We start from the raw sequence: 20,405 nt of genomic DNA on the forward strand, positions 1-20,405 counted from the left end.
ATTGCAAATCAGGATCAGCTTGGGGGCGGCGCCAGTAGGAAATTACCTTTCATATCGGCACCATTTTCCGCCTCTAGAGTGTGAAGCTGGGCTTCGTCCTTCAGATTGACTCCCGAAAGCTGTCGGCGACAGGCCTCGCGCATCAGGTAGATCAGGCGATGGGCCGCCATGCCGTAGCTCAAACCTTCGAGGCGGACATTGGAGATGCAGTTGCGATACGCATCGTTCAGGCCGACCTTGGGTGCGTAGGTGAAATACAGCCCAAGGCTGTCCGGAGAGCTCAAGCCGGGACGTTCGCCGATCAGGATCACCGACATCTTGGCACCGAGCCGTTCGGCCACTTCATCGGCCACGGCGACGCGGCCTTGCTCCACCAAAACGATGGGCGACACCGACCAGCCTTCAGCAGCGATCTGTTCTTCCAGCCGCGCCAGGAATGGCAAGGTATGCCGATGCACCGCCAGCGCCGACAAGCCATCAGCCACGACGATGGCCAAATCCACGCCGCCCGGATGAGCCATCGCGTAGTCCTGTAGGGTTTGCACCGAAGCCTCGTCGAGCCGTCGGCCCAGGTCCGGGCGTTGTAGATAGCTGTGGCGGTCGGCCGCGGCGCTGTGCAGCAGCAGGCTTTCACGGCCGCGTTCGGTTAACTGTGCACGGATGCCCTGATGATCGAACGCCAGGTGCACCGCATCGCGGGCCTGGGCGTGGGCAAACTGGAAGTCCAGTTGTGCCGAGGTCGGCAGGCTGGTGCCGGTGCGGCCCAGGGCGATGCGCGCCGGGGTCAGGTTGCGCAGGTTCAGCCAAGGGTTTTGTGGATCGACAGGTGTTTTATCCATGGACAGGTCTCTTATCCCAAATGCGCGAGGGCGTGACGGAACGCCGGAGGCAGGTTGTCGCCGAACCGCACCCGGCCATCGGCCTGGGTGAAGATGCCCATGTTCGCCAGCCAGGTTTCGAACTCCGGCGCCGGTTTCAGGCCCAGGGTCTGGCGGGCGTAGAGGGCGTCGTGAAACGAGGTGGTCTGGTAGTTGAGCATGATGTCGTCAGAGCCGGGGATGCCCATGATGAAGTTGATCCCGGCCACGCCCAGCAGGGTCAGCAGGGTGTCCATGTCGTCCTGGTCGGCCTCGGCGTGGTTGGTGTAGCAGATGTCGCAACCCATCGGCACGCCGAGCAACTTGCCGCAGAAGTGGTCCTCGAGGCCGGCGCGGATGATCTGTTTGCCGTTGTAGAGGTATTCCGGGCCGATGAAGCCTACGACTGTGTTCACCAGGAAGGGGTTGAAATGTCGCGCGACGGCGTAGGCCCGGGTTTCGCAGGTTTGTTGATCGACGCTGTGGTGGGCGTTGGCCGACAACGCGCTGCCCTGGCCGGTTTCGAAGTACATCAGGTTGTTGCCGAGGGTGCCGCGGTTCAGGCTGAGCCCGGCGTCGTAGCCTTCTTTCAAGACGCTCAGGCTGATGCCGAAACTGGCGTTGGCCGCTTCGGTACCGGCGATGGATTGGAACACCAAATCCAGGGGCACGCCGCGGTTCGCCGCTTCGATGGAGGTGGTGACGTGGGTGAGCACGCAGCCCTGGGTGGGGATGTCGTAGCGCTGGATGATGGCGTCGAGCATTTCCAGCATCGCGCAGATCGACGCGGTGCTGTCGGTGGCCGGGTTGATGCCGATCATGGCGTCGCCGTTGCCGAAGAGCAGGCCGTCGAGGATGCTCGCGGCGATCCCGGCCGGTTCGTCGGTGGGGTGATTCGGTTGCAGGCGTGTGGACAAGCGTCCGCGCAGGCCGAGGGTGCCGCGGAACCGGGTGACCACACGGATTTTCTGCGCCACCAGCACCAGATCCTGCACGCGCATGATTTTCGACACGGCGGCGACCATTTCCGGCGTCAGGCCGGGGGCCAGTGCTCGCAGGCTCTGTTCATCGGCGGCGTCGCTGAGCAGCCAGTCGCGAAAACCGCCGACGGTGAGGTGGCTGACCGTGGCGAAGGCCTGTTTATCGTGGGTGTCGACGATCAGCCGGGTGACTTCGTCATCCTCGTAAGGAATCAGCATTTCTTGCAGGAAATGGCTGAGGGGCAGGTCGGCCAAGGCCATTTGTGCGGCCACTCGCTCGCCATCGTTGAGCGCTGCGATCTCGGCGAGGAAATCTCCGGAGCGCGCCGGGCTGGCCTTGGCCATCAGGTCTTTGAGGCTGTCGAAGCGGTAGGTCTGGGCGCCGACCGTGTGTGCAAAACTGGCCATACAGGTTCTCCGTGACGGCGCCGCTGGGCGGCGCCGTGGTTTTCGGCACGTTACGGCTTAGTGCAAGGCTTCTTCGGCTTTTTGAATGGCCGCGAATTCCTCTTCGGGCGTGCCTGCGACCAAGTGATGCCGACTGTAGAAGGCAAAGTAAGCAATTAACACTCCATAGATGATCGCGGCACCGATGACCACCCTAGGGTCGACCAGGAAGCCCGCCACCACGGCGATGCACGCCAACACCAGCGCCACGCCCGAGGTGAAGATGCCGCCCGGCGTGCGGTATGGCCGGTCCATTTTGGGGCGACGGATGCGCAGGGTGATGTGCGCGGCCATCATCAGCACGTAGGAAATGGTCGCGCCGAACACCGCCACCAGAATCAGCAAGTCGCCCTGGCCGGTCAAGGACAGGCCGAAACCGATGATGCCGGGAATGACCAGCGCCAGTACCGGCGCTTTGCTTTTATTGGTTTCCGAGAGTTTGCGTGGCAGGTAGCCGGCGCGGGACAAGGCAAAGATCTGCCGCGAATAGGCGTAGATGATCGAGAAGAAACTGGCGATCAAACCGGCCAGGCCGACGAGGTTGACGAAGTGGCCCATCCAGGTCGAGCCGCCGTAGGCCTTGGCCAGGGCTTCCACCAACGGGTTGCCCGATGCCATCAGCGCATTGGAGCCGGCGCCGCCCGGACCGATGACCAGGATCAGCAAGGCGAAGGCCACCAGCACCAGCATCGCGCCGATCAGGCCACGCGGCAGGTCGCGCTTGGGGTTCTTGGTTTCTTCAGCCGCCAGTGGCACGCCTTCCACGGCGAGGAAAAACCAGATCGCGTACGGAATGGCCGCCCACACGCCAACGTAGCCGAAGGGCAGGAACGAGCTGGCCCCCACGGCCTCGGTGACGGGAATGTCGAGCAGGTTGGCGACGTCGAAGTGCGGCACCATCGCCACCAGGAAAACCCCCAGCGCCAGGGCGGCGACGGCGGTGATGATGAACATCAGCTTGAGGGCTTCGCCGACGCCGAATATGTGGATGGCAATAAAGACGATGTAGAACGCCAGGTAGATCATCCAGCCGCCAATCCCGAACAGCGATTGGCAATAAGCACCGATGAACACGGCAATCGCCGCCGGGGCGATGGCGTACTCGATCAGGATCGCCGTGCCCGTGAGAAATCCGCCCCAAGGCCCGAATGCGCTGCGGGCAAAGCCGTAGCCGCCGCCCGCGGTGGGAATCATAGAAGACAGCTCGGCGAGGGAAAAGCACATGCACAGGTACATCGCGGCCATCAGCAGCGTGGCCAGGAACATCCCGCCCCAGCCGCCCTGGGCCAGGCCGAAGTTCCAGCCGGCGTAGTCACCGGAAATGACATAGGCCACGCCGAGGCCCACCAGCAGGACCCAGCCCGCCGCGCCTTTTTTCAGTTCGCGTTGTTGGAAATATTCGGAGCCGACTTTTTCGAAGTCGACCGAGGACGTTGCCGGTTGCGGATTTACCTGATCGCTTGGCATAAGGGTTTACCTGTTTTTATTGTTTTTTGCCCTGTGGGAGGGGTAGCTCGCGATAGCTATGAAGGGCGAAGCAGCATGAACTGCCTCGCCCTTTTTTACTTAGAAAAACCCCAACGGATTGATGTCGTAGCTCACCAGCAGGTTTTTGGTCTGTTGGTAATGGTCGAGCATCATCTTGTGCGTCTCACGCCCGACGCCGGACTTCTTGTAGCCACCGAACGCGGCGTGCGCCGGGTACAGGTGGTAGCAGTTGGTCCAGACGCGACCGGCCTTGATCGCCCGGCCCATGCGGTAGGCGCGGTTGATGTCGCGGGTCCAGAGGCCGGCGCCGAGGCCGAACTCGGTGTCGTTGGCGATCGCCAGGGCTTCGGCTTCGTCCTTGAAGGTGGTGATGCTCACCACCGGGCCGAAGATTTCCTCCTGGAACACGCGCATCTTGTTGGTGCCCTTGAGCAACGTCGGCTGGATGTAATACCCGGTCGCCAGGCTGCCCTCGAGTTTTTCCACCTTGCCGCCGGTCAGCAGCTCGGCGCCTTCGCCCTTGGCGATTTCCAGGTAGGACAGGATCTTGTCGAATTGCTGCTCGGACGCCTGGGCGCCGACCATGGTGTCGGTGTCCAGCGGGTCGCCGCGCTTGATCTGCTGGATCTTTTTCATCACCACTTGCATGAATTCGTCGTAGATCGATTCCTGCACCAGCGCGCGGGATGGGCAGGTGCAGACTTCGCCCTGGTTGAAGAACGCCAGCACCAGGCCTTCGGCGGCTTTTTCGATGAAGCTCGGCTCGGCCTGCATGATGTCTTCGAAGAAGATGTTCGGCGACTTGCCGCCCAATTCCACGGTGGACGGGATGATGTTTTCGGCGGCGCATTTCATGATGTGCGAGCCGACGGGGGTGGAACCGGTGAAGGCGATCTTGGCGATGCGCTTGCTGGTGGCGAGGGCTTCACCGGCTTCTTTGCCGAAACCTTGCACCACGTTCAGCACGCCCGGCGGCAGCAGGTCGCCGATCAGTTCCATGAGCACGCAGATGCCCAGCGGAGTTTGCTCGGCGGGCTTGAGCACCACGCAGTTACCGGCGGCCAGGGCCGGGGCGAGTTTCCAGGCGGCCATCAGCAGCGGGAAGTTCCACGGGATGATCTGCCCGACCACGCCCAGCGGTTCGTGGATGTGATAGGCCACGGTGTTGCCGTCGATCTCGGCGGCGCTGCCTTCCTGGGCCCGCAGGCAACCGGCGAAGTAGCGGAAGTGGTCGGCAGCCAGGGGGATGTCGGCGTTGAGGGTTTCGCGCACGGCCTTGCCGTTGTCCCAGGATTCGGTGATCGCCAGCACTTCAAGGTTGGCTTCGATGCGGTCGGCGATTTTCAGCAGGACCAGCGAACGCGCCTGGGCCGACGTGGCGCCCCAGGCATCGGCTGCGGCGTGGGCGGCGTCCAGGGCTTTTTCGATGTCTTCGGCGGTGGAACGCGGGAATTCGGCAATGGGCTGGCCATTGACCGGGGAAGTGTTGGTGAAGTACCGACCTTTGACCGGCGCGACGAACTCGCCGCCGATGTAGTTACCGTATTTGGCCTTGAACGAAACGATGGCGCCTTCAGTACCGGGGTGAGCGTAACGCATGATGAGTTCTCCTTGGCTTTTGTGCTTATAAGGGAGGCCGCGCAAAATTTAGCGCCGGTAATAAAGCCTAGAGCAAAGGTCGGGCCATTGCCTTGCGGGGCCCGGAAATCAAGGCTTTAGAAGGGGGTGGTCGGACAAACGGATGGGCTGTGTCACGGTTGCGATACGCAGGGTGTGACAGTTTGTACCATTAGCGAGACGGTCTGTGACCGGCAGGTCGCGCCAGCATTGCAAAGGTTACTGGGCTGGAGGATGCTGGCTCCGACGGCGATGCCATGGAAGGACCGCTTTTGTGGCGAGGGAGCTTGCTCCCGCTGGACCGCGAAGCGGTCCCAAGGCAGCCAACTCGACTCAGCCTGATACACCGCAAACTCAGGGTTTGGGGCTGCTGCGCAGCCCAGCGGGAGCAAGCTCCCTCGCCACGGGGTAATGTGTCGGCAGGTCCAAAAGGTCCTTCGGGGAGAACAATAAGAAATGCACAGCAACCGTTTGAGTCGCCATGCCCGGCAAGTCCTGACGGTCACCCAAGGCAAGGCCCAATTGCAAGGCCCTGGCAGCGATCCGTCGATTGCCCGTTCCTGGCTGCGCTGCCTTGAGGACTATCACCTCGACCCGGTCCAGAACCTGGCGCCGACGGTGCTGGAGCATGGCCGGGTGCTGGAAAGCCGCGAGCGCCTGCAGCAAGTGCTGCACATCGCCGGCAATGAAATGACCAGCCTGCACCAGCAACTGTCCGGCGCCGGCCATGCGGTACTGCTGACCGACGCCCGGGGCGTGATCCTCAACTGTGTCACCGCCCCCAGCGAACGCAAGATTTTCGAACGGGCCGGCCTTTGGCTCGGCGCCGACTGGAGCGAAGCCTGCGAAGGCACCAACGGCATCGGCACCTGCCTGGTGGAGCGCCAAGCCCTGACCATCCACCAGGAAGAACACTTTCGCGGTCGTCACACCGGGCTGACCTGCTCGGCCAGCCCGGTGTTCGACCCGCACGGCGAGTTGCTGGCGGTGCTCGACGTGTCCTCGGCCCGGCCAGATGTCTCGCGCCAGAGCCAGTTCCACACCATGGCCCTGGTCAATCTCTCGGCGAAGATGATCGAGAGCTGCTATTTCCTCCGTTGCTTCGACAATCAGTGGCTGCTGCGCTTTCATTTGCAGGCTGAGTCCGTGGGACTGTTCAGCGAAGGGCTGATGGCGTTTGACGGCGAAGGGCGGATCCGCGCAGTCAACCAGAGCGCGCTGAACCTGCTTGGGCACATTCGCGGCGGCTTGCTCGGTCAGCGGGTCGAGGATTTTTTCGACTGCTCACTGGACGAGTTACTGGGCCGGGCCAGCGCCCAGGCGAGTGCAAGTTGGCCGCTGCGCACCCGTGATGGCCGGCATTTGTTCGCCGTGTTGCGCGGGCAGCCGCGCAGCGTGCCGGTGCCGGTCGCGCCGCAGCTCAAGGCCATCGAGCCCGCGCGCCTGCCGGGCATCTGCCTGGGGGATGCGGCGTTGCAGGAGCATTTTCGCAAGGCGCTGCGGGTCTTCGAGCGCGACGTGCCGCTGCTAATCCACGGCGAAACCGGCTCCGGCAAGGAGGCGTTCGCCAAGGCCGTGCACCACGCCAGCCAGCGCGCCGGGAAAAATTTCGTCGCGCTCAACTGCGCGGCCATTCCGGAAAGCCTGATCGAGAGCGAGTTGTTCGGTTATCGCGGCGGCAGCTTCACTGGCGCGCGCAAGGAAGGGATGCGCGGCAAGCTGCAACAGGCCGATGGCGGCACGCTGTTCCTCGATGAAATCGGCGACATGCCCCTGGCCTTGCAGACCCGTTTGCTGCGGGTGCTGGAAGATCGCCAAGTGGTGCCCATCGGCGGCGAACCCGAGGCGGTGAACGTGCGCATCATCAGCGCCACCCACCGGCAGTTGCTCGACCGGGTGCGGGACGGCAGTTTTCGCGAGGATTTGTATTACCGCCTCAATGGCTTGGAAATCCCATTGCCGGCGTTGCGCGAGCGCAGCGATAAAGCCCAGCTGCTGGATTTCCTGCTGGCCGAGGAGAGCGGCGCTGACACCGTGTTCATCGACGAACCTGCGCGCCAGGCATTGCTGGGCTTCGATTGGCCGGGCAACGTGCGGCAACTGCGTAATGTACTGCGCACCCTCGCCGCGCTGTGCGATGGCGGGCGGATTGGGCTCGAGGACTTGCCGGCGATGATTCGCCAGCGCCCGGTTGCAGTGGTTGAAACGGTGGCGGAGCGGCCGCTGGAAGATGCCGAGCGCCTGGCGCTGCTCGACGCACTGGAGCGCCAGCGCTGGCACATGACCCATACGGCGGAGCAACTGGGGATCAGCCGCAATACCCTTTACCGCAAGCTGCGCAAACACGTCATCGCCCGCTGAGCTACGGACTGCTCCCTCGCCACAAAAACCTGTGCTCGAGCAGGAATCCGCGGTGTTCTGGCGCGGATAAGTTCGAAACACAAGGTGCGATTTCCCCCTCCCTACGCTAACCTGCGGCCATGTTTTACGAGGTCGACTATGCACATCCATATTCTCGGTATTTGCGGCACTTTCATGGGTTCGATGGCGGTTTTGGCCAAGGAACTGGGCCATCACGTGACCGGCTCCGACGCCAACGTCTACCCGCCGATGAGCACGCAGCTGGAAGCCCAGGGCATCGAGCTGACCCAAGGTTATGACCCGGCGCAGCTGGACCCGGCGCCGGACCTGGTGGTGATCGGCAACGCCATGTCCCGTGGCAACCCGGCGGTGGAATACGTGCTCAACAAAGGCCTGCCGTACGTGTCCGGACCGCAGTGGCTGGCTGATCATGTGTTGCAGGGTCGTTGGGTCCTGGCCGTGGCCGGTACCCACGGCAAGACCACCACCAGCAGCATGCTCGCCTGGGTGTTGGAGCACGCGGGCATGAGCCCGGGCTTCTTGATCGGTGGCGTGCCGCAGAATTTCTCGGTGTCGGCCCGCCTGGGCGGCACGCCGTTCTTCGTGATCGAGGCTGATGAATACGACAGCGCCTTCTTCGACAAACGCTCGAAATTCGTCCACTACCGTCCGCGTACAGCGATCCTCAACAATCTTGAGTTCGATCATGCCGACATTTTCCCCGATCTGCCGGCCATCGAGCGGCAGTTCCATCACTTGGTGCGCACGATCCCAAGCGAAGGCCTGGTCATCCATCCCACTACCGAGCCAGCCCTGCAACGGGTCATCGAAATGGGCTGCTGGACCCCGGTGCAGACCACCGGCGCGGGCGGTCAGTGGCAGGTGAAGTTGCTCAAGGACGATGGTTCGCAGTTCGAAGTCATGTTCGAGGGCCAGTCCCAAGGTGTGGTCGAGTGGGACATGACCGGCCAGCACAACGTCGCCAACGCCTTGGCAACCCTGGCGGCGGCTCGGCATGTTGGCGTGGTGCCGTCCATGGGCATCGCCGCGTTGAGCGCGTTCAAGAGCGTGAAACGGCGGATGGAAAAAGTCGCCGAGGTGAACGGCATCATCATTTATGACGATTTCGCCCACCACCCGACGGCCATCGCGACCACCCTCGACGGGCTGCGCAAGCGCATCGGCGATGCACCGCTGATCGCCATCATCGAGCCGCGTTCCAACTCCATGAAGCTCGGCGCCCACCGCGACGGCCTGCCGGAAAGCGTGGTCGATGCCGACCAAGTCATCTGGTACGCACCGGCCAACCTGGGCTGGGACCTCGCAGCGACCGCTGCGCTGTGCACGGTGCCGTCGATTGTCAGCGATTCTCTGGAAGGCATTATCGAGCGTGTGAAAAGCCAGGCCCAGCCCGGCACTCGCGTGGTGATCATGAGCAACGGCGGCTTCGGCGGCCTGCACGGCAAACTGGCCGAGGCACTGAAATGAGCAATGGCCCCGAACGCATCACGCTGGCGATGACCGGTGCGTCCGGCGCCCAGTATGGCTTGCGCTTGCTCGATTGCCTGGTGCGCGAAGACCGCGAGGTGCACTTCCTGATCTCCAAGGCCGCGCAACTGGTGATGGCCACCGAGACCGACGTCACCCTGCCACCCAAGACTCAGATGATGCAGGCCTTCCTCACCGAATACACCGGTGCGGCGGCGGGGCAGATTCGCGTGTACGGCAAGGAAGACTGGATGTCGCCGGTGGCTTCGGGTTCCGGTGCGCCGGCGGCCATGGTGGTGGTGCCGTGTTCCACCGGGACGCTGTCGGCGATTGCCACCGGGGCTTGCAACAACCTGATCGAGCGCGCCGCGGACGTCACGCTGAAGGAGCGCCGCCAGTTGATCCTCGTACCGCGGGAAGCGCCGTATTCGAGCATTCACCTTGAGCACATGCTCAAGCTGTCGAACATGGGCGTGACCATCCTGCCGGCCTCGCCGGGTTTCTATCACCAGCCGCAGACCATCGACGACTTGATCGATTTCGTCGTCGCGCGGATTCTCAATCTGCTGAACATCCCCCAAGACATGTTGCCGCGCTGGGGCGAGCATCATTTGAGCAGTGATGAATAAGCTGCTGATCGTGCTGCTGGCGCTGCAACTGACCGGCTGCGCCACCGCCCGCACCCTCGACGCCGCCAAGCCGGGTGCGCCGGTGGTATACGCGGGCACGCGCCTGGATCTATACGCCCTGAACGGTGGTTGCTGCGCCAAGGACCGCTTTGGTGCCGAGGCGCCGAGTTATCCGGGTGTGGATCTGCCGGGTAGTGCGTTGCTCGACACGCTGTTGTTGCCGCTGTCGTTGTTGACGGTGATTGGCGTGGGGTTTCAGGCGACGGGCGGCATGTAACAGACGCCTGGAACCCCGTGGCGAGGGAGCTTGCTCCCGCTGGGGCGCGAAGCGGCCCTAAGCTTCTTGGGCTGATCCAAATCCGAGGGCGACTGCTGCGCAGTCGAGCGGGAGCAAGCTCCCTCGCCACAATGATCGCATTGGCCTGGGCAGCAGGTTATTTACCCAGCTTGCGCAACTCATCCGACTCCACCACCCGCACCCCATCCTCTTCTTCCAGCGCCAGGCGCCACATGGCCCTGGCCAGTTGGCAGGCTTCGATGCCGTGGTACTTGCCCGGGATCAGCTTGGACAAGGGGCCGGCCAGCTGTTCGGCCAGGCGCGGTTCGACGCGGTCGCCCAACAACAGGGAAGGGCGGCAAATGGTCAATTGCGGCCAGTCCTGGGCAGTCAGGGCTTCTTCCATTTCGCCTTTGACCCGGTTGTAGAAAATCGATGATTTCGCATCGGCATTCAGGGCGCTGACCACGATCAGGTGCCGCGCGCCCAGTTCGCGGGCGCGTTTGGCGAAGGCCACCACCAGGTCCAGGTCCACCGCCCGGAAGGCCTGTTCGGAGCCGGCTTTCTTGATCGTCGTGCCAAGGCAGCAGAAGGCGATATCGACTGGGCCGTCCAATCTTGGCAGCACCTCGGCCGGTTCCCCGACCGGATTCTCCAAGTGCGGATGCTCGGCCAATGGCCGGCGGGAAGGCGCCAGTACCCGAGTAATGGTCGGCTCGTTGAGCAGCCGGTCCAGTAGATGTTCCCCGGTCAATCCGGTCGCGCCGGCGAGCAAAACATGCTGAGGCGTCAAGTACATAGTGTTTCCCCCTTGATACGGTTCAGCTTAGTTGCTCTTTTTACGCTCGTCGTTCAGTGCAGCACTTTGCAACGCTTTTCGCGCCTGTTGCTTGCGCAGCAATTGCCAGTGGGACAGCACGGTCCGGGGCGCCCAGATCTGCGGCTCCGAGGCTTCGAAGTTGTCCGCCTGCTCCCGTTCGGCAACGATGCCCTTGGCGAGCTTGAAGGCTTGTTCCAGGTCGTCGGTCTGGTTCAGCGCCTGGGCAAACAGGGCGTCGCCGAAATAGGTGAAGTTGGCTTCTTCGGAGCAGCCAAAAGACACCCGGTCAGCCCGGGACGCGGTCATGACCAGCGTGCGCTCATTCTTCAGGGCCGGAATGAAACCGCCGGAATAACAGGCTGAAATCACCACGATCTTGTCGCGATTCTTCAGCGGCGCCAGGACCACGGCCAGCTCGTCGGCGGGCAGGTCGGCCAGTTCCATGCGTGGTTGATCGAGCACCAATTCATGCTCGCTGGTGCCGTGGCTGGTCAGGTAGATGAAGATCAGGTCTTCCGGGCCGCTGCGCTCGGCCAGGGTAGCGGCGGCACGGCGCAGGCTTTCACGGCTGGCCATGGGTCGATCGCCGAGGTGATCGCGGTGGTTCACCAGTCGGATCTGGCCAAACGCGTTGAAACGGCTGGCGAGCATGTTGGCGACATAGTCGGATTCGCGCAGGAACACGCTTTGCTTGCCGTCGCCGCCCAGGGTCAAGCTGTACAGCTCCACGGCCGGGGTCGAGGCCGGGATGTTGGCGAGGGCATCGTCCAGCAGCCGGCCTTGGGCCAGGACGCCGAGTTCAAGGACGTCCGGCAGCAGCTTGCCGTCGGCGTCGCGTATCCGCTGGCCGTTGGCCCAGGTGCCGCTTTGCACAGTGCCGTCGGTCAGCACCAGGGTGCCGCGCCCGTGGTAGCTGTCGGCTTCGAACTGGCCGACGTAGAAGCTGCCATCGGGCAGGTTGAGGCGCCCCTCACCGGTGAAGCGCCATTCATTGAAGCGGCCGCGGTAATGGCTGCCGTCGGCGCCAATCAACTCGCCCTTGCCGGTCAGCGCGCCGTCATTGAACTGGCCGATCCAGACGTCGCCATCGGCATTTTCGTAGCGACCGCGACCGTTGAGTTGGTTGTTCCTGAAGCCGCCGACATAAACGTCGCCATCGGCGCTGTTGAAGGTGCCCTTGCCCTGGAGCTGGCCGTCGACGAAGTGCCCGGTGAACTGGTTACCGCTGGCATCGAAACGCTGGCCTTCACCGTTGGGCTTGCCGTTGGCGAAGGGGCCCTGGTACTGGCTGCCGTCGTCCAGCTCCAGGCGTCCAAGACCGGAGTAGCGGTCGGCCTTGAACTCGCCCCGGTAGGTCATGCCGTTTTCCTTGAGCGTCCCTTCGCCGTCCCGCCGGCCCAGCTTGAAACCGCCGCTGTAGCTGCTGGTCGGTGTGGTCAGGCTGCCCTGGCCGTGGAACAGACCTTGCTGGAATTGGCCGCGATAGACTTCGCCATTGCTGCCATGCCATTCCCCGGTGCCATGCCACTGGCCTTTGTCGAATTGGCCGGCGTACCAGCTGCCGTTGGGGTAATCGATGCGGCCCTGGCCTTGCAAGAGCCCATCCACCAGATCGCCGCGATAGCGCCCGCCGTCGGGCAGGCGCGCGTCGGGGGGCAACAGCGATTCGCCGTCGCCACAAGCGGTGAGCAAGAGGGCCAGAGTCAGGGGGACTAGTGCGCGCATAACGGGATCCAAGTAATCAGGCGACGAGTATGCCGCAGCTATGCGCGTTGAAGCGATGCGAAACTGCATGAGCGGTTTCGCGACCGCGGGGGTTTACACGAAGCAGAGCGACAGCGGCTCGGCAATATAGGCCGGTTTTTCCGACCCTTCGATTTCCAGGGTGGCGATGGCCTTGAGCAGCCATTGGCCGGGTTTTTTCTCGGTGACGTCCAACAGGTCGACCTTGAGGCGGACCTTGGAGTCGACTTTCACCGGTTGGATGAAACGCACGCTGTCCAGCCCGTAGTTGACGACCATTTTCACGCCCTCGGGCAGGATCAGGATGTCTTCCATCAATTTGGGCATCAGCGACAGCGACAGGAACCCGTGGGCGATGGTGCTGCCGAACGGGGTCTGCGCGGCCTTGACCGGGTCGACATGGATGAACTGGAAGTCGCCGGTGGCTTCGGCGAACAGGTTGATGCGGTCCTGGTCGATGGTCAGCCAGTCGGAACGTCCAAGTTCCTTGCCGACATAATCTTTAAGCTCTGCAACTGGAACGTAGGGCATTGAGGCTCTCCTTGGTTCATCTGTCCTGTTTTTTTGGAACGGGGGGCTGCGCCCCCGGGAATCACTGTAGATCAACATGGCGCGCCGGGAAGGTCATCGACCATGCTTTTTACGAATGCCGAACCATAGCGCCGGCGTGCTTATAATGCCGGCGCATTCTTTGAGTAAGTGTTGCAGGGGGAAGAGCGGATGTTGTTACGGGGCCTGACCTGGCTGGTGCTGTTCCAATTGCTGGGCACCGCCTTGAATCATTTATTCCTGCCAATCCTGCCGGGGCCGATCATTGGCCTGCTGCTGTTGCTGGGCTACCTGATCACGCGCGGCGAAGTCAGCGAGCCGTTGAACCTGGCCGCCAGCAGCCTGCTGCGTTATCTGCCGTTGCTGCTGGTGCCGCCGGCGGTGGGGGTGATGGTGTATGCCCGGGCAATTGCCGCCGATTTCTGGGCGATTGTCGGTGCACTGGTGTTGTCCTTGATCCTGTCCGTGGCGTTGACGGGCGTGCTGATGCAGCGCCTGTCCCGGCGTCACAGTGTCGAGCCGGAGGACGCCCAATGATGTTCGATTGGCAGGGCGCCTGGACTTCGGTGATCCATCATCCGCTGTTCGGCATCGGCATTACCCTGGGCGCTTATCAACTGGTCTTGGCGGCGTTCGAAAAAACCCGCTGGGTGTTCCTGCAACCGGTATTGATGTCGATGCTGCTGTTGATCGCTGTGCTGGTCGGCTGCGGCATCAGCTACGCCGAATACCGCAAGAGCACCGAGATACTCAGCATTCTGCTGGGTCCCGCCACGGTGGCGCTGGCGGTGCCGTTGTATTTGAACCTGCGACGAATCCGTCAATTGTTCTGGCCGATTTTTACTACGCTGGTGATAGGCGGAGTGTTCGCCACCGGTTCTGCGGTGGTACTGGGCTGGGCATTAGGTGCCGAACACATGATTCTGATGACCATGGCGCCCAAGTCCGTGACGTCGCCGATCGCCATGCTGGTGGCCGAGCAGATCGGCGGCGTGGCAGCGATGGCGGCGGTGTTCGTGTTGATCACGGGCGTGCTCGGGGCGATTCTGGGCCCGAGCATTTTGTCCCGATTGGGGGTCCACAGTCCTGAGGCCCGTGGCATGGCCCTGGGCCTGACCGCCCATGCGGTAGGTACGTCGGTGGCGTTGCAGGAAAGCGAGGAGTCGGGCGCCTTCGCGGCACTGGCGATGAGTCTGATGGGCGTGGCCACGGCGGTGGTGCTGCCGCTGGTGGTGTCGATGACTGTTTAAGGAATGGGTTATGAGCTTGCCGCTGTTCCCGTTGAACACCGTACTGTTCCCCGGTTGCACCCTCGATCTGCAGATCTTCGAGGCGCGTTACCTGGACATGATCGGGCGTTGCATGAAAAAGGGCGAAGGCTTCGGCGTGGTCTGCATCCTCGACGGCGAGGAAGTCGGCATCGCGCCTGACGGCTATGCGCGGGTGGGTTGTGAAGCGCTGATCACCGACTTTTCCCAGCAAGAGAATGGCCTGTTGGGTATTCGCGTGCAGGGCGCACGACGTTTCCTGGTGCACAACAGCAGCGTCCAGGCCGATCAACTCACCGTGGCTCAGGTCGAGTGGCTCGAAGACGAGCCGGAGCAACCGCTACAGGATGAGGACGCCGATCTGGTCGCCTTGCTCAAGGCCCTGGCCGAACACCCCATGGTCGAAGCGCTGAACATGGGCACCGAAGCGACCGGCCAGCAATCGCTGGCCAATCAACTGGCCTATCTGCTGCCGTTCAACGAACTGGACAAGATCGACCTGCTGCAACTCGACGATCCCCAGCAGCGCCTGGATGCGATCCAGGCCTTGCTCGATGAATTACAGGGTGAGTTGTTCGCCTGACACGACTGCGCCGATGCATCAATAGGCATACCGCAACATCGCGTGGGGCAAATGCCGCAGGGCGAAGAAGCTGAACGCCGCCATCAGTGCCGGGAGGACTAGCCACCAGACTTTTGGCGACATGGCGCGAAGCGGCTCCTGGCGCTGGCTCAGCCACAGGACAGCGGCGCAGACGGTGGCGGCGAGCACGGCGCCGGCGACGACATCGCTCGGCCAGTGGGCACCGAGGTACACCCGCGACAAGGCAATGGCCAGCGCCGGCAACGAGCCGAGCAACAGCCAGGTCAAGCGCAGGCGTGGCGGTTGGCCGCGCCCGGCCAGTATCGCCAGGGCCAGGAACAGCGCAAAGGCGCCGGAAGCGTGGCCGCTGGGCATGCTGTAGCTGGTCAAGGGTTCGCTCAGGATTTCAGGGCGCACGCGGGCGAAGAACAGCTTGAAGCCGGTGTTGGCCAGGGCGGTAAGCAGCATTGTGCCGCCGGCAAAGATTGCCTGCCGCCATTGTCGTGCCAACAGCAGCAACCCGGTCACCAGGCTGCAGACAATCAGCATGTAGCGAAATTCGCCGATCAGCGTAAAGGTCACGGCGATCTCGTCCATCGTCGCGCTGCGATGCTCCTGGACCAGGGCCATCAGGCCTTGGTCGAACGCCGTCAGGTAGCGAAAACCGATAAACAGGCCGATCAGGATCGCCAGGCCAACCACCGCGATGATCGCCGAGGCGTGGCGATGGCGACGCAGGCTGCTGTTGACGCTGAGTCCAAGCATCACGGCGATGCTGCCGATGACGACACCGGCCTGTGGCCAGAAACCTTCGGGCAGCGGCAGGCGGAACGCCGCTCCGGTGGCCCAGCCCGGCAGCAGGTACGCCACGGTCCAGCCTGCCGCCGCGACCAGGCTGACAGCGGCGAAGCGCAGGAACGGCATATCGCACATCCCGGCCACCATCGGCAGCATTGGCCGCAGCGGTCCGATAAAGCGCCCCACCAGCAGGCTGGCGATGCCGTAGCGTTGGAAGTAGCTCTCCGCCGCGCTCATCCATTCCGGATGGTGCCGCAGCCCCGGCAGGCGCCGGATGTTCTGGTGGAAATGCCGGCCCAGCAAGTACGACACCAGATCCCCGAGCAGTCCCCCTAGAAGCCCCAGCAGCAACGTTTCGCCCAAGGACAACGCACCGCTGCCGGCCAGCACCGCAATCGCGAACAACAGCACCGTGCCCGGTACGATCAGCCCGGCGATGGCCAGGCATTCCACGCAAGCGACGACGAACACCGCCACCGCCAGCCATTGGGGATTTACAGTCAGCCAGCCGGTAATGCTATCGAGCCATGGGCCCATAAAGACAACTCCATTGTTTATTCAAGCGGCATGCAATTTTTGTCAGGGAGCGGTACTGCGTTCAGGCAAGCAAAAAATAATCACGGCCCTCGACCTGGCCGCGCCGCAGCGGATTGCGGGTGCACCACGGCGCGTAGGCGGCATCGACGAAGCGATAGAGCAGGTCTTCGTCCCGTCCCAGTGGGATGCCCAAACGAGTGGTCTGGATCACATTGACCGTCGGCACGCCCACATCTTCCACCAGCAACCGTTCGGGGTCGAAGCGCTTCGCGTCCCAGTCCGGCACTTTCAGCCCCAGCGCCTTGCACAGCAAGGTCTGCCCGGCACAAAGCTTTTGCGGTGTGCGTGGTCGGCCCTGGGCGTCGGGGTTGTTGAGCAGCATCTGCGCCAGGCTCGCCGGGCCGCTGGTGGCGTCGACCCAGGGATACGCCGATTTGATCAACACCGCGTTGCCCGGGCCTTGGGCGCTGAAGTTCAGCGAATCGCCGCCGCGGGCGTAGTACATATAGATGTGGCCGCCATCCAGAAACAAAGCCCTGCGTTTTTCCGTATAGCCCAGGGAGGCATGGCTGCCTTTCTCAGCGAAGTAATACGCTTCGGTCTCGATGATTCGCGCGCTGAGCCACACGTCACCGACTTTGTGGCGAATGACCTTGCCCAGCAGATCCTGGGCAAGTACTTGGGCGTCGCGATCAAAAAAAGCGTGGGGCAAGGCAATGGGCGTGGTTGGCGAATCGGTCATGGCGAGGAACGGAGTAGGGCCAAAGATAGCGCGATGATAACAACGGAAAGCTTAATTACCGCTGAACATTCACGGGAATACCTGCGATTAATGCCGGTTTTGCTCCTCCGCCGGTCACCGCTGCGAGTCCATGCTGTTAGTCGAGGGTTACGACAGCTATAATCTGCCGCTTTCCTCTTTGCCAAGACCACACAGACCATGACTGAGTCCGTTCTTGACTACATGACCCGCTTGGGTCGCGCCGCTCGCGAAGCGTCGCGCATCATCGGCCGTGCCAGCACCGCGCAGAAAAACCGCGCCCTGCAGGCCGCCGCCAATGCGCTGGATGCTGCGCGCGCCGAGTTGTCCGCCGCCAACGAACTGGACCTGGCCGCTGGCCGGGCCAATGGTCTGGAGCCGGCGATGCTCGAGCGCCTGGCGCTGACTCCGGCGCGTATCGACGGCATGATCGTCGGTCTGCGTCAGGTCGCGGCCCTGCCGGACCCGGTCGGGGCGATCCGCGACATGAGCTATCGGCCGTCGGGTATCCAGGTCGGCAAGATGCGCGTGCCCCTGGGCGTGGTCGGGATCATCTACGAGTCGCGGCCGAACGTGACCATCGACGCCGCGAGCCTGTGCTTGAAGTCCGGTAACGCGACCATCCTGCGCGGTGGCTCCGAGGCGATTCATTCCAACCGTGCTATCGCCGCCTGCATCCAGCGCGGCCTGGCTGAAGCCGATCTGCCGGCGGCGGTGGTGCAAGTGGTGGAAACCACCGATCGCGCGGCAGTCGGCGCGCTGATCACCATGCCCGAGTTCGTCGACGTCATCGTGCCGCGCGGCGGCAAGGGGCTGATCGAGCGGGTCAGCCGCGACGCCCGCGTGCCGGTGATCAAGCATCTGGACGGCATCTGCCACGTCTACGTCAGTGCCCACGCCGAGCTGCCGAAAGCCCAGCGCATCGCCTTCAACGCCAAGACCTACCGCTACGGTATCTGCGGCGCGATGGAAACCCTGCTGGTGGACCAGGCTGTTGCCAGCGATTTCCTGCCATCGATGGCCGCCCAGTTTCGCGAAAAAGGCGTCGAGCTGCGCGGCTGCGAGCGGACCCGGACGATCATCGACGCGGCGGTCGCCACCGAGGAAGACTGGGACACCGAGTACCTGGCGCCGATCCTGTCGATCCGCGTGGTCGACGGGCTCGACCAGGCGATCGAGCACATCAATCGCCATGGCTCCCACCACACCGACTCCATCGTCAGCGAACACCAGGGTGAAACCCGGCGTTTCGTGGCCGAAGTGGACTCGGCGTCGGTGATGATCAACACCCCGACTTGCTTCGCCGATGGCTTCGAATATGGATTGGGTGCCGAGATCGGCATTTCTACTGATAAGCTGCACGCCCGCGGCCCGGTGGGCCTCGAAGGCCTGACGTGCGAAAAGTACATTGTGGTCGGTGACGGCCAGCTGCGCGGCCAGGAGCCGGTCTGACTTGGGCGACCTCGACCCACTGGCCTCTATGACTACGACCGCTGTGACGGCGACCGCGTCAAAGCGCATCGGTATCCTGGGCGGCACGTTCGACCCGGTGCACATCGGCCATCTGCGCGGTGCACTGGAAGTCGCCGATGCCCTGGGCCTCGATGAGCTGCGCCTGACGCCGAGCGCCCGGCCACCTCATCGGGATACGCCGCAGGTGTCGGCGCAAGACCGCCTGGCGATGGTCGAGTGCGCGGTGGCCGGTGTGGCGCCGTTGGTGGTGGACGCCCGAGAATTGCAGCGGGACAAGCCGTCCTACACCATTGACACCCTGGAGCTGATGCGCGCCGAACTGGCCGCCGATGCCCAGGTTTTCCTGCTTCTGGGCTGGGACGCATTTTGCGGCCTGCCCACTTGGCATCGCTGGGAAGAGTTGCTCCAGCATTGCCACATCCTGGTGCTGCAACGCCCGGATGCCGACAGCGAACCGCCGGATGCCTTGCGCAACCTGCTGGCGGCGCGCTCGGTGAGCGACCCGCTGGCCCTCAAGGGGCCGAGCGGACAGATTGCATTCGTCTGGCAGACACCGCTCGCGGTATCCGCCACCCAGATCCGTCAACTGCTGGCCAGCGGTAAGTCGGTACGTTTCCTGGTGCCCGACGCGGTCCTGGCCTACATCGATGCGCACGGTCTGTACCGTGCGTCGAACTGAACAAGGTGTGCTTCGCCGACACGAATCAACGTGTACCGAAGCGCCCGAACATGAGCAAAACGAGTTTTATATGACTGACAAAGACCTGAACAAAGTAAAGCGCAAGGGCACCTTCAAGAGCGCCCCGCTGCCGGTAGAGGCGCATACCGGCGTGGTGCTGGCCGGCGAAGAGCTGGTCAAGGTGGCCGTGGCCGCCCTCGAAGACGTCAAGGCCCAGGACATCCAGGTGATCGACGTTCGTGAAAAGCAGAGCATCACCGACTACATGATCATCGCCACCGGTACGTCCAATCGCCAGATCGGCGCGATGCTCGACAAGGTCCGCGAAGCGGTGAAGGCCCAGGGCGTCAAGCCGCTGGGCGAAGAAGGCAAGGGCGACAGCGACTGGGTCCTGTTGGACATGGACGACGTCATCGTGCACATGATGACCGCCTCGGCGCGCCAGTTCTATGACCTGGAACGCCTGTGGGCAGGCGCCGAGCAGAGCCGTTCGGCCAGCGCCGCGCACCACAGCCCGGAAAACCCCCATGAGCACTTCACCAAGCTCAACAAAGACCAGCAATAAGGGATCGCTGTGCGACTGCGCCTGATCGCCGTCGGTTCTCGCATGCCCAAGTGGGTGGAAGAAGGCTGGCATGAATATGCCAAGCGTCTTCCGTCCGAGCTGGCCTTGGAACTGGTGGAAATTCCGCTCAATACCCGTGGCAAGAACGCTGACGTGGCGCGCTTCATCCGCCAGGAAGGCGAAGCCATGCTGGCCAAGGTCGGGCCGAACGAGCGGATCGTCACCCTCGAAGTCCACGGCAAGCCCTGGAGCACCGAGCAACTGGCGGTCGAGCTCGATCGCTGGCGGCTGGATGCGCGCACGGTCAATTTCATGGTGGGTGGCCCGGAAGGGCTGGCGCCGGAAGTCTGCGCGCGAGCCGATCAACGCTGGTCCTTATCGCCCCTGACGTTGCCGCACCCGCTGGTGCGGATCCTGATCGGTGAACAGTTGTATCGTGCCTGGACAGTCCTGTCCGGGCACCCTTATCACAAGTAATCCTGCCCT

General features: G+C 63.1%; 20 protein-coding genes. 11 read left to right on the plus strand and 9 right to left on the minus strand.

Translation table 11 applies throughout. From position 1 onward, the window contains the following. Nucleotides 1-14: 14 nt before the first annotated feature. The 4 genes from eutC to exaC all read right to left on the minus strand — a co-directional run bounded on the left by eutC (nt 15) and on the right by exaC (nt 5,371). Nucleotides 15-839 carry an ethanolamine ammonia-lyase subunit EutC gene (gene eutC / locus J3P82_RS03665; protein ID WP_434560774.1) on the minus strand — a complete coding sequence of 275 codons (825 nt, stop codon included), beginning with the start codon at nt 837-839 and terminating at the stop codon, nt 15-17. Nucleotides 840-850: 11 nt separating this feature from the next. Beyond that, nucleotides 851-2,245: an ethanolamine ammonia-lyase subunit EutB gene (locus J3P82_RS03670; RefSeq protein WP_434560776.1), complete on the minus strand. Its 1,395-nt coding sequence runs from the start codon at nt 2,243-2,245 to the stop codon at nt 851-853. A 57-nt stretch (nt 2,246-2,302) separates the two neighbouring features. Continuing rightward, nucleotides 2,303-3,751, minus strand: a complete 1,449-nt coding sequence (gene eat, locus J3P82_RS03675) for an ethanolamine permease (protein ID WP_434560778.1) — start codon at nt 3,749-3,751, stop codon at nt 2,303-2,305. 99 nt (nt 3,752-3,850) lie between these two features. Next, nucleotides 3,851-5,371 carry an acetaldehyde dehydrogenase ExaC gene (exaC, locus tag J3P82_RS03680; protein ID WP_434560782.1) on the minus strand — a complete coding sequence of 507 codons (1,521 nt, stop codon included), beginning with the start codon at nt 5,369-5,371 and terminating at the stop codon, nt 3,851-3,853. Between the two features lie 474 nt (nt 5,372-5,845). Between exaC and J3P82_RS03685 the strand changes: the two genes are divergently transcribed. The 4 genes from J3P82_RS03685 (at nt 5,846) to J3P82_RS03700 (ending at nt 10,144) form a co-directional block, all read left to right on the plus strand. Continuing rightward, complete coding sequence (locus J3P82_RS03685) at nt 5,846-7,750, plus strand: sigma-54-dependent Fis family transcriptional regulator (RefSeq protein WP_434560784.1); 1,905 nt, start codon at nt 5,846-5,848, stop codon at nt 7,748-7,750. Between the two features lie 138 nt (nt 7,751-7,888). After that, nucleotides 7,889-9,238: a UDP-N-acetylmuramate:L-alanyl-gamma-D-glutamyl-meso-diaminopimelate ligase gene (gene mpl / locus J3P82_RS03690; protein ID WP_434560786.1), complete on the plus strand. Its 1,350-nt coding sequence runs from the start codon at nt 7,889-7,891 to the stop codon at nt 9,236-9,238. Next, nucleotides 9,235-9,867, plus strand: a complete 633-nt coding sequence (gene ubiX, locus J3P82_RS03695) for a flavin prenyltransferase UbiX (RefSeq protein WP_217860410.1) — start codon at nt 9,235-9,237, stop codon at nt 9,865-9,867. Before mpl ends, ubiX begins: the two co-directional genes overlap by 4 nt. After that, on the plus strand, nt 9,860-10,144 hold the full coding sequence (locus J3P82_RS03700) for a YceK/YidQ family lipoprotein (RefSeq protein WP_434560788.1): 285 nt from the start codon (nt 9,860-9,862) through the stop codon (nt 10,142-10,144). Before ubiX ends, J3P82_RS03700 begins: the two co-directional genes overlap by 8 nt. Nucleotides 10,145-10,301: 157 nt before the next feature. Here the strand turns inward: J3P82_RS03700 and J3P82_RS03705 are convergent, their stop codons facing one another. The 3 genes from J3P82_RS03705 to J3P82_RS03715 form a co-directional block, all read right to left on the minus strand. After that, nucleotides 10,302-10,943 carry an oxidoreductase gene (locus J3P82_RS03705; RefSeq protein ID WP_434560790.1) on the minus strand — a complete coding sequence of 214 codons (642 nt, stop codon included), beginning with the start codon at nt 10,941-10,943 and terminating at the stop codon, nt 10,302-10,304. Nucleotides 10,944-10,970: 27 nt separating this feature from the next. After that, entirely contained in the window at nt 10,971-12,689 is a 1,719-nt protein-coding gene (locus J3P82_RS03710; RefSeq protein WP_434560792.1) for a C13 family peptidase, read from the minus strand. Between the two features lie 93 nt (nt 12,690-12,782). Next, nucleotides 12,783-13,238 (minus strand): MaoC family dehydratase, encoded by a 456-nt coding sequence (locus tag J3P82_RS03715; RefSeq protein ID WP_434560794.1) that lies wholly within the window; start codon nt 13,236-13,238, stop codon nt 12,783-12,785. A gap of 189 nt (nt 13,239-13,427) precedes the next feature. On the opposite strand from J3P82_RS03715, the gene J3P82_RS03720 reads away from it, so the two are divergent. From J3P82_RS03720 to J3P82_RS03730, 3 genes are read left to right on the plus strand one after another with little or no spacing between them, the layout of a single operon-like run. Continuing rightward, the gene (locus J3P82_RS03720; protein ID WP_434560796.1) at nt 13,428-13,793 is read left to right on the plus strand and encodes a CidA/LrgA family protein; all 366 of its coding nucleotides are present in this window, start codon (nt 13,428-13,430) and stop codon (nt 13,791-13,793) included. After that, a complete protein-coding gene (locus J3P82_RS03725) occupies nt 13,790-14,506 on the plus strand; it encodes an LrgB family protein (RefSeq protein WP_434560798.1) in 717 nt (238 codons plus the stop codon). The genes J3P82_RS03720 and J3P82_RS03725 overlap by 4 nt, the downstream gene beginning before the upstream one ends. Before the next feature lie 10 nt (nt 14,507-14,516). Beyond that, nucleotides 14,517-15,107 (plus strand): LON peptidase substrate-binding domain-containing protein, encoded by a 591-nt coding sequence (locus J3P82_RS03730; RefSeq protein ID WP_434560800.1) that lies wholly within the window; start codon nt 14,517-14,519, stop codon nt 15,105-15,107. Nucleotides 15,108-15,125: 18 nt separating this feature from the next. Here the strand turns inward: J3P82_RS03730 and J3P82_RS03735 are convergent, their stop codons facing one another. Together J3P82_RS03735 and J3P82_RS03740 are read right to left on the minus strand one after the other, a co-directional pair. Then, entirely contained in the window at nt 15,126-16,442 is a 1,317-nt protein-coding gene (locus tag J3P82_RS03735; protein WP_434560802.1) for a bifunctional DedA family/phosphatase PAP2 family protein, read from the minus strand. Between the two features lie 61 nt (nt 16,443-16,503). After that, the gene (locus tag J3P82_RS03740) at nt 16,504-17,184 is read right to left on the minus strand and encodes a DNA-3-methyladenine glycosylase (RefSeq protein WP_434560804.1); all 681 of its coding nucleotides are present in this window, start codon (nt 17,182-17,184) and stop codon (nt 16,504-16,506) included. A 198-nt stretch (nt 17,185-17,382) separates the two neighbouring features. Here J3P82_RS03740 and J3P82_RS03745 point away from each other — a divergent pair, with 198 nt between their 5' ends. The 4 genes from J3P82_RS03745 (at nt 17,383) to rlmH (ending at nt 20,396) form a co-directional block, all read left to right on the plus strand. Next, a complete protein-coding gene (locus J3P82_RS03745; RefSeq protein WP_434560806.1) occupies nt 17,383-18,654 on the plus strand; it encodes a glutamate-5-semialdehyde dehydrogenase in 1,272 nt (423 codons plus the stop codon). 28 nt (nt 18,655-18,682) lie between these two features. Continuing rightward, nucleotides 18,683-19,354 (plus strand): nicotinate-nucleotide adenylyltransferase, encoded by a 672-nt coding sequence (nadD, locus tag J3P82_RS03750; RefSeq protein WP_434560808.1) that lies wholly within the window; start codon nt 18,683-18,685, stop codon nt 19,352-19,354. A 70-nt stretch (nt 19,355-19,424) separates the two neighbouring features. Next, nucleotides 19,425-19,919: a ribosome silencing factor gene (gene rsfS, locus J3P82_RS03755; protein WP_186613710.1), complete on the plus strand. Its 495-nt coding sequence runs from the start codon at nt 19,425-19,427 to the stop codon at nt 19,917-19,919. 9 nt (nt 19,920-19,928) lie between these two features. Continuing rightward, entirely contained in the window at nt 19,929-20,396 is a 468-nt protein-coding gene (gene rlmH / locus J3P82_RS03760; RefSeq protein WP_047229490.1) for a 23S rRNA (pseudouridine(1915)-N(3))-methyltransferase RlmH, read from the plus strand. The last annotated feature ends 9 nt before the right edge of the window (nt 20,397-20,405 follow it).

The sequence above is a fragment of the Pseudomonas sp. Z4-20 genome (assembly GCF_051131955.1).
GTDB lineage: Bacteria > Pseudomonadota > Gammaproteobacteria > Pseudomonadales > Pseudomonadaceae > Aquipseudomonas > Aquipseudomonas marvdashtae.

Bases quoted from the DNA above. Each gene is read 5' to 3' on its own strand.
- eat (WP_434560778.1), bottom strand. From the start codon at position 3,751: ATGCCAAGCGATCAGGTAAATCCGCAACCGGCAACGTCCTCGGTCGAC.
- J3P82_RS03700 (WP_434560788.1), top strand. From the start codon at position 9,860: ATGAATAAGCTGCTGATCGTGCTGCTGGCGCTGCAACTGACCGGCTGC.
- J3P82_RS03745 (WP_434560806.1), top strand. From the start codon at position 17,383: ATGACTGAGTCCGTTCTTGACTACATGACCCGCTTGGGTCGCGCCGCT.
- J3P82_RS03740 (WP_434560804.1), bottom strand. From the start codon at position 17,184: ATGACCGATTCGCCAACCACGCCCATTGCCTTGCCCCACGCTTTTTTT.
- J3P82_RS03710 (WP_434560792.1), bottom strand. From the start codon at position 12,689: ATGCGCGCACTAGTCCCCCTGACTCTGGCCCTCTTGCTCACCGCTTGT.
- J3P82_RS03685 (WP_434560784.1), top strand. From the start codon at position 5,846: ATGCACAGCAACCGTTTGAGTCGCCATGCCCGGCAAGTCCTGACGGTC.
- nadD (WP_434560808.1), top strand. From the start codon at position 18,683: ATGACTACGACCGCTGTGACGGCGACCGCGTCAAAGCGCATCGGTATC.
- J3P82_RS03730 (WP_434560800.1), top strand. From the start codon at position 14,517: ATGAGCTTGCCGCTGTTCCCGTTGAACACCGTACTGTTCCCCGGTTGC.
- J3P82_RS03715 (WP_434560794.1), bottom strand. From the start codon at position 13,238: ATGCCCTACGTTCCAGTTGCAGAGCTTAAAGATTATGTCGGCAAGGAA.
- J3P82_RS03670 (WP_434560776.1), bottom strand. From the start codon at position 2,245: ATGGCCAGTTTTGCACACACGGTCGGCGCCCAGACCTACCGCTTCGAC.
- ubiX (WP_217860410.1), top strand. From the start codon at position 9,235: ATGAGCAATGGCCCCGAACGCATCACGCTGGCGATGACCGGTGCGTCC.
- J3P82_RS03720 (WP_434560796.1), top strand. From the start codon at position 13,428: ATGTTGTTACGGGGCCTGACCTGGCTGGTGCTGTTCCAATTGCTGGGC.
- eutC (WP_434560774.1), bottom strand. From the start codon at position 839: ATGGATAAAACACCTGTCGATCCACAAAACCCTTGGCTGAACCTGCGC.
- exaC (WP_434560782.1), bottom strand. From the start codon at position 5,371: ATGCGTTACGCTCACCCCGGTACTGAAGGCGCCATCGTTTCGTTCAAG.
- rsfS (WP_186613710.1), top strand. From the start codon at position 19,425: ATGACTGACAAAGACCTGAACAAAGTAAAGCGCAAGGGCACCTTCAAG.
- J3P82_RS03705 (WP_434560790.1), bottom strand. From the start codon at position 10,943: ATGTACTTGACGCCTCAGCATGTTTTGCTCGCCGGCGCGACCGGATTG.
- mpl (WP_434560786.1), top strand. From the start codon at position 7,889: ATGCACATCCATATTCTCGGTATTTGCGGCACTTTCATGGGTTCGATG.
- J3P82_RS03735 (WP_434560802.1), bottom strand. From the start codon at position 16,442: ATGGGCCCATGGCTCGATAGCATTACCGGCTGGCTGACTGTAAATCCC.
- J3P82_RS03725 (WP_434560798.1), top strand. From the start codon at position 13,790: ATGATGTTCGATTGGCAGGGCGCCTGGACTTCGGTGATCCATCATCCG.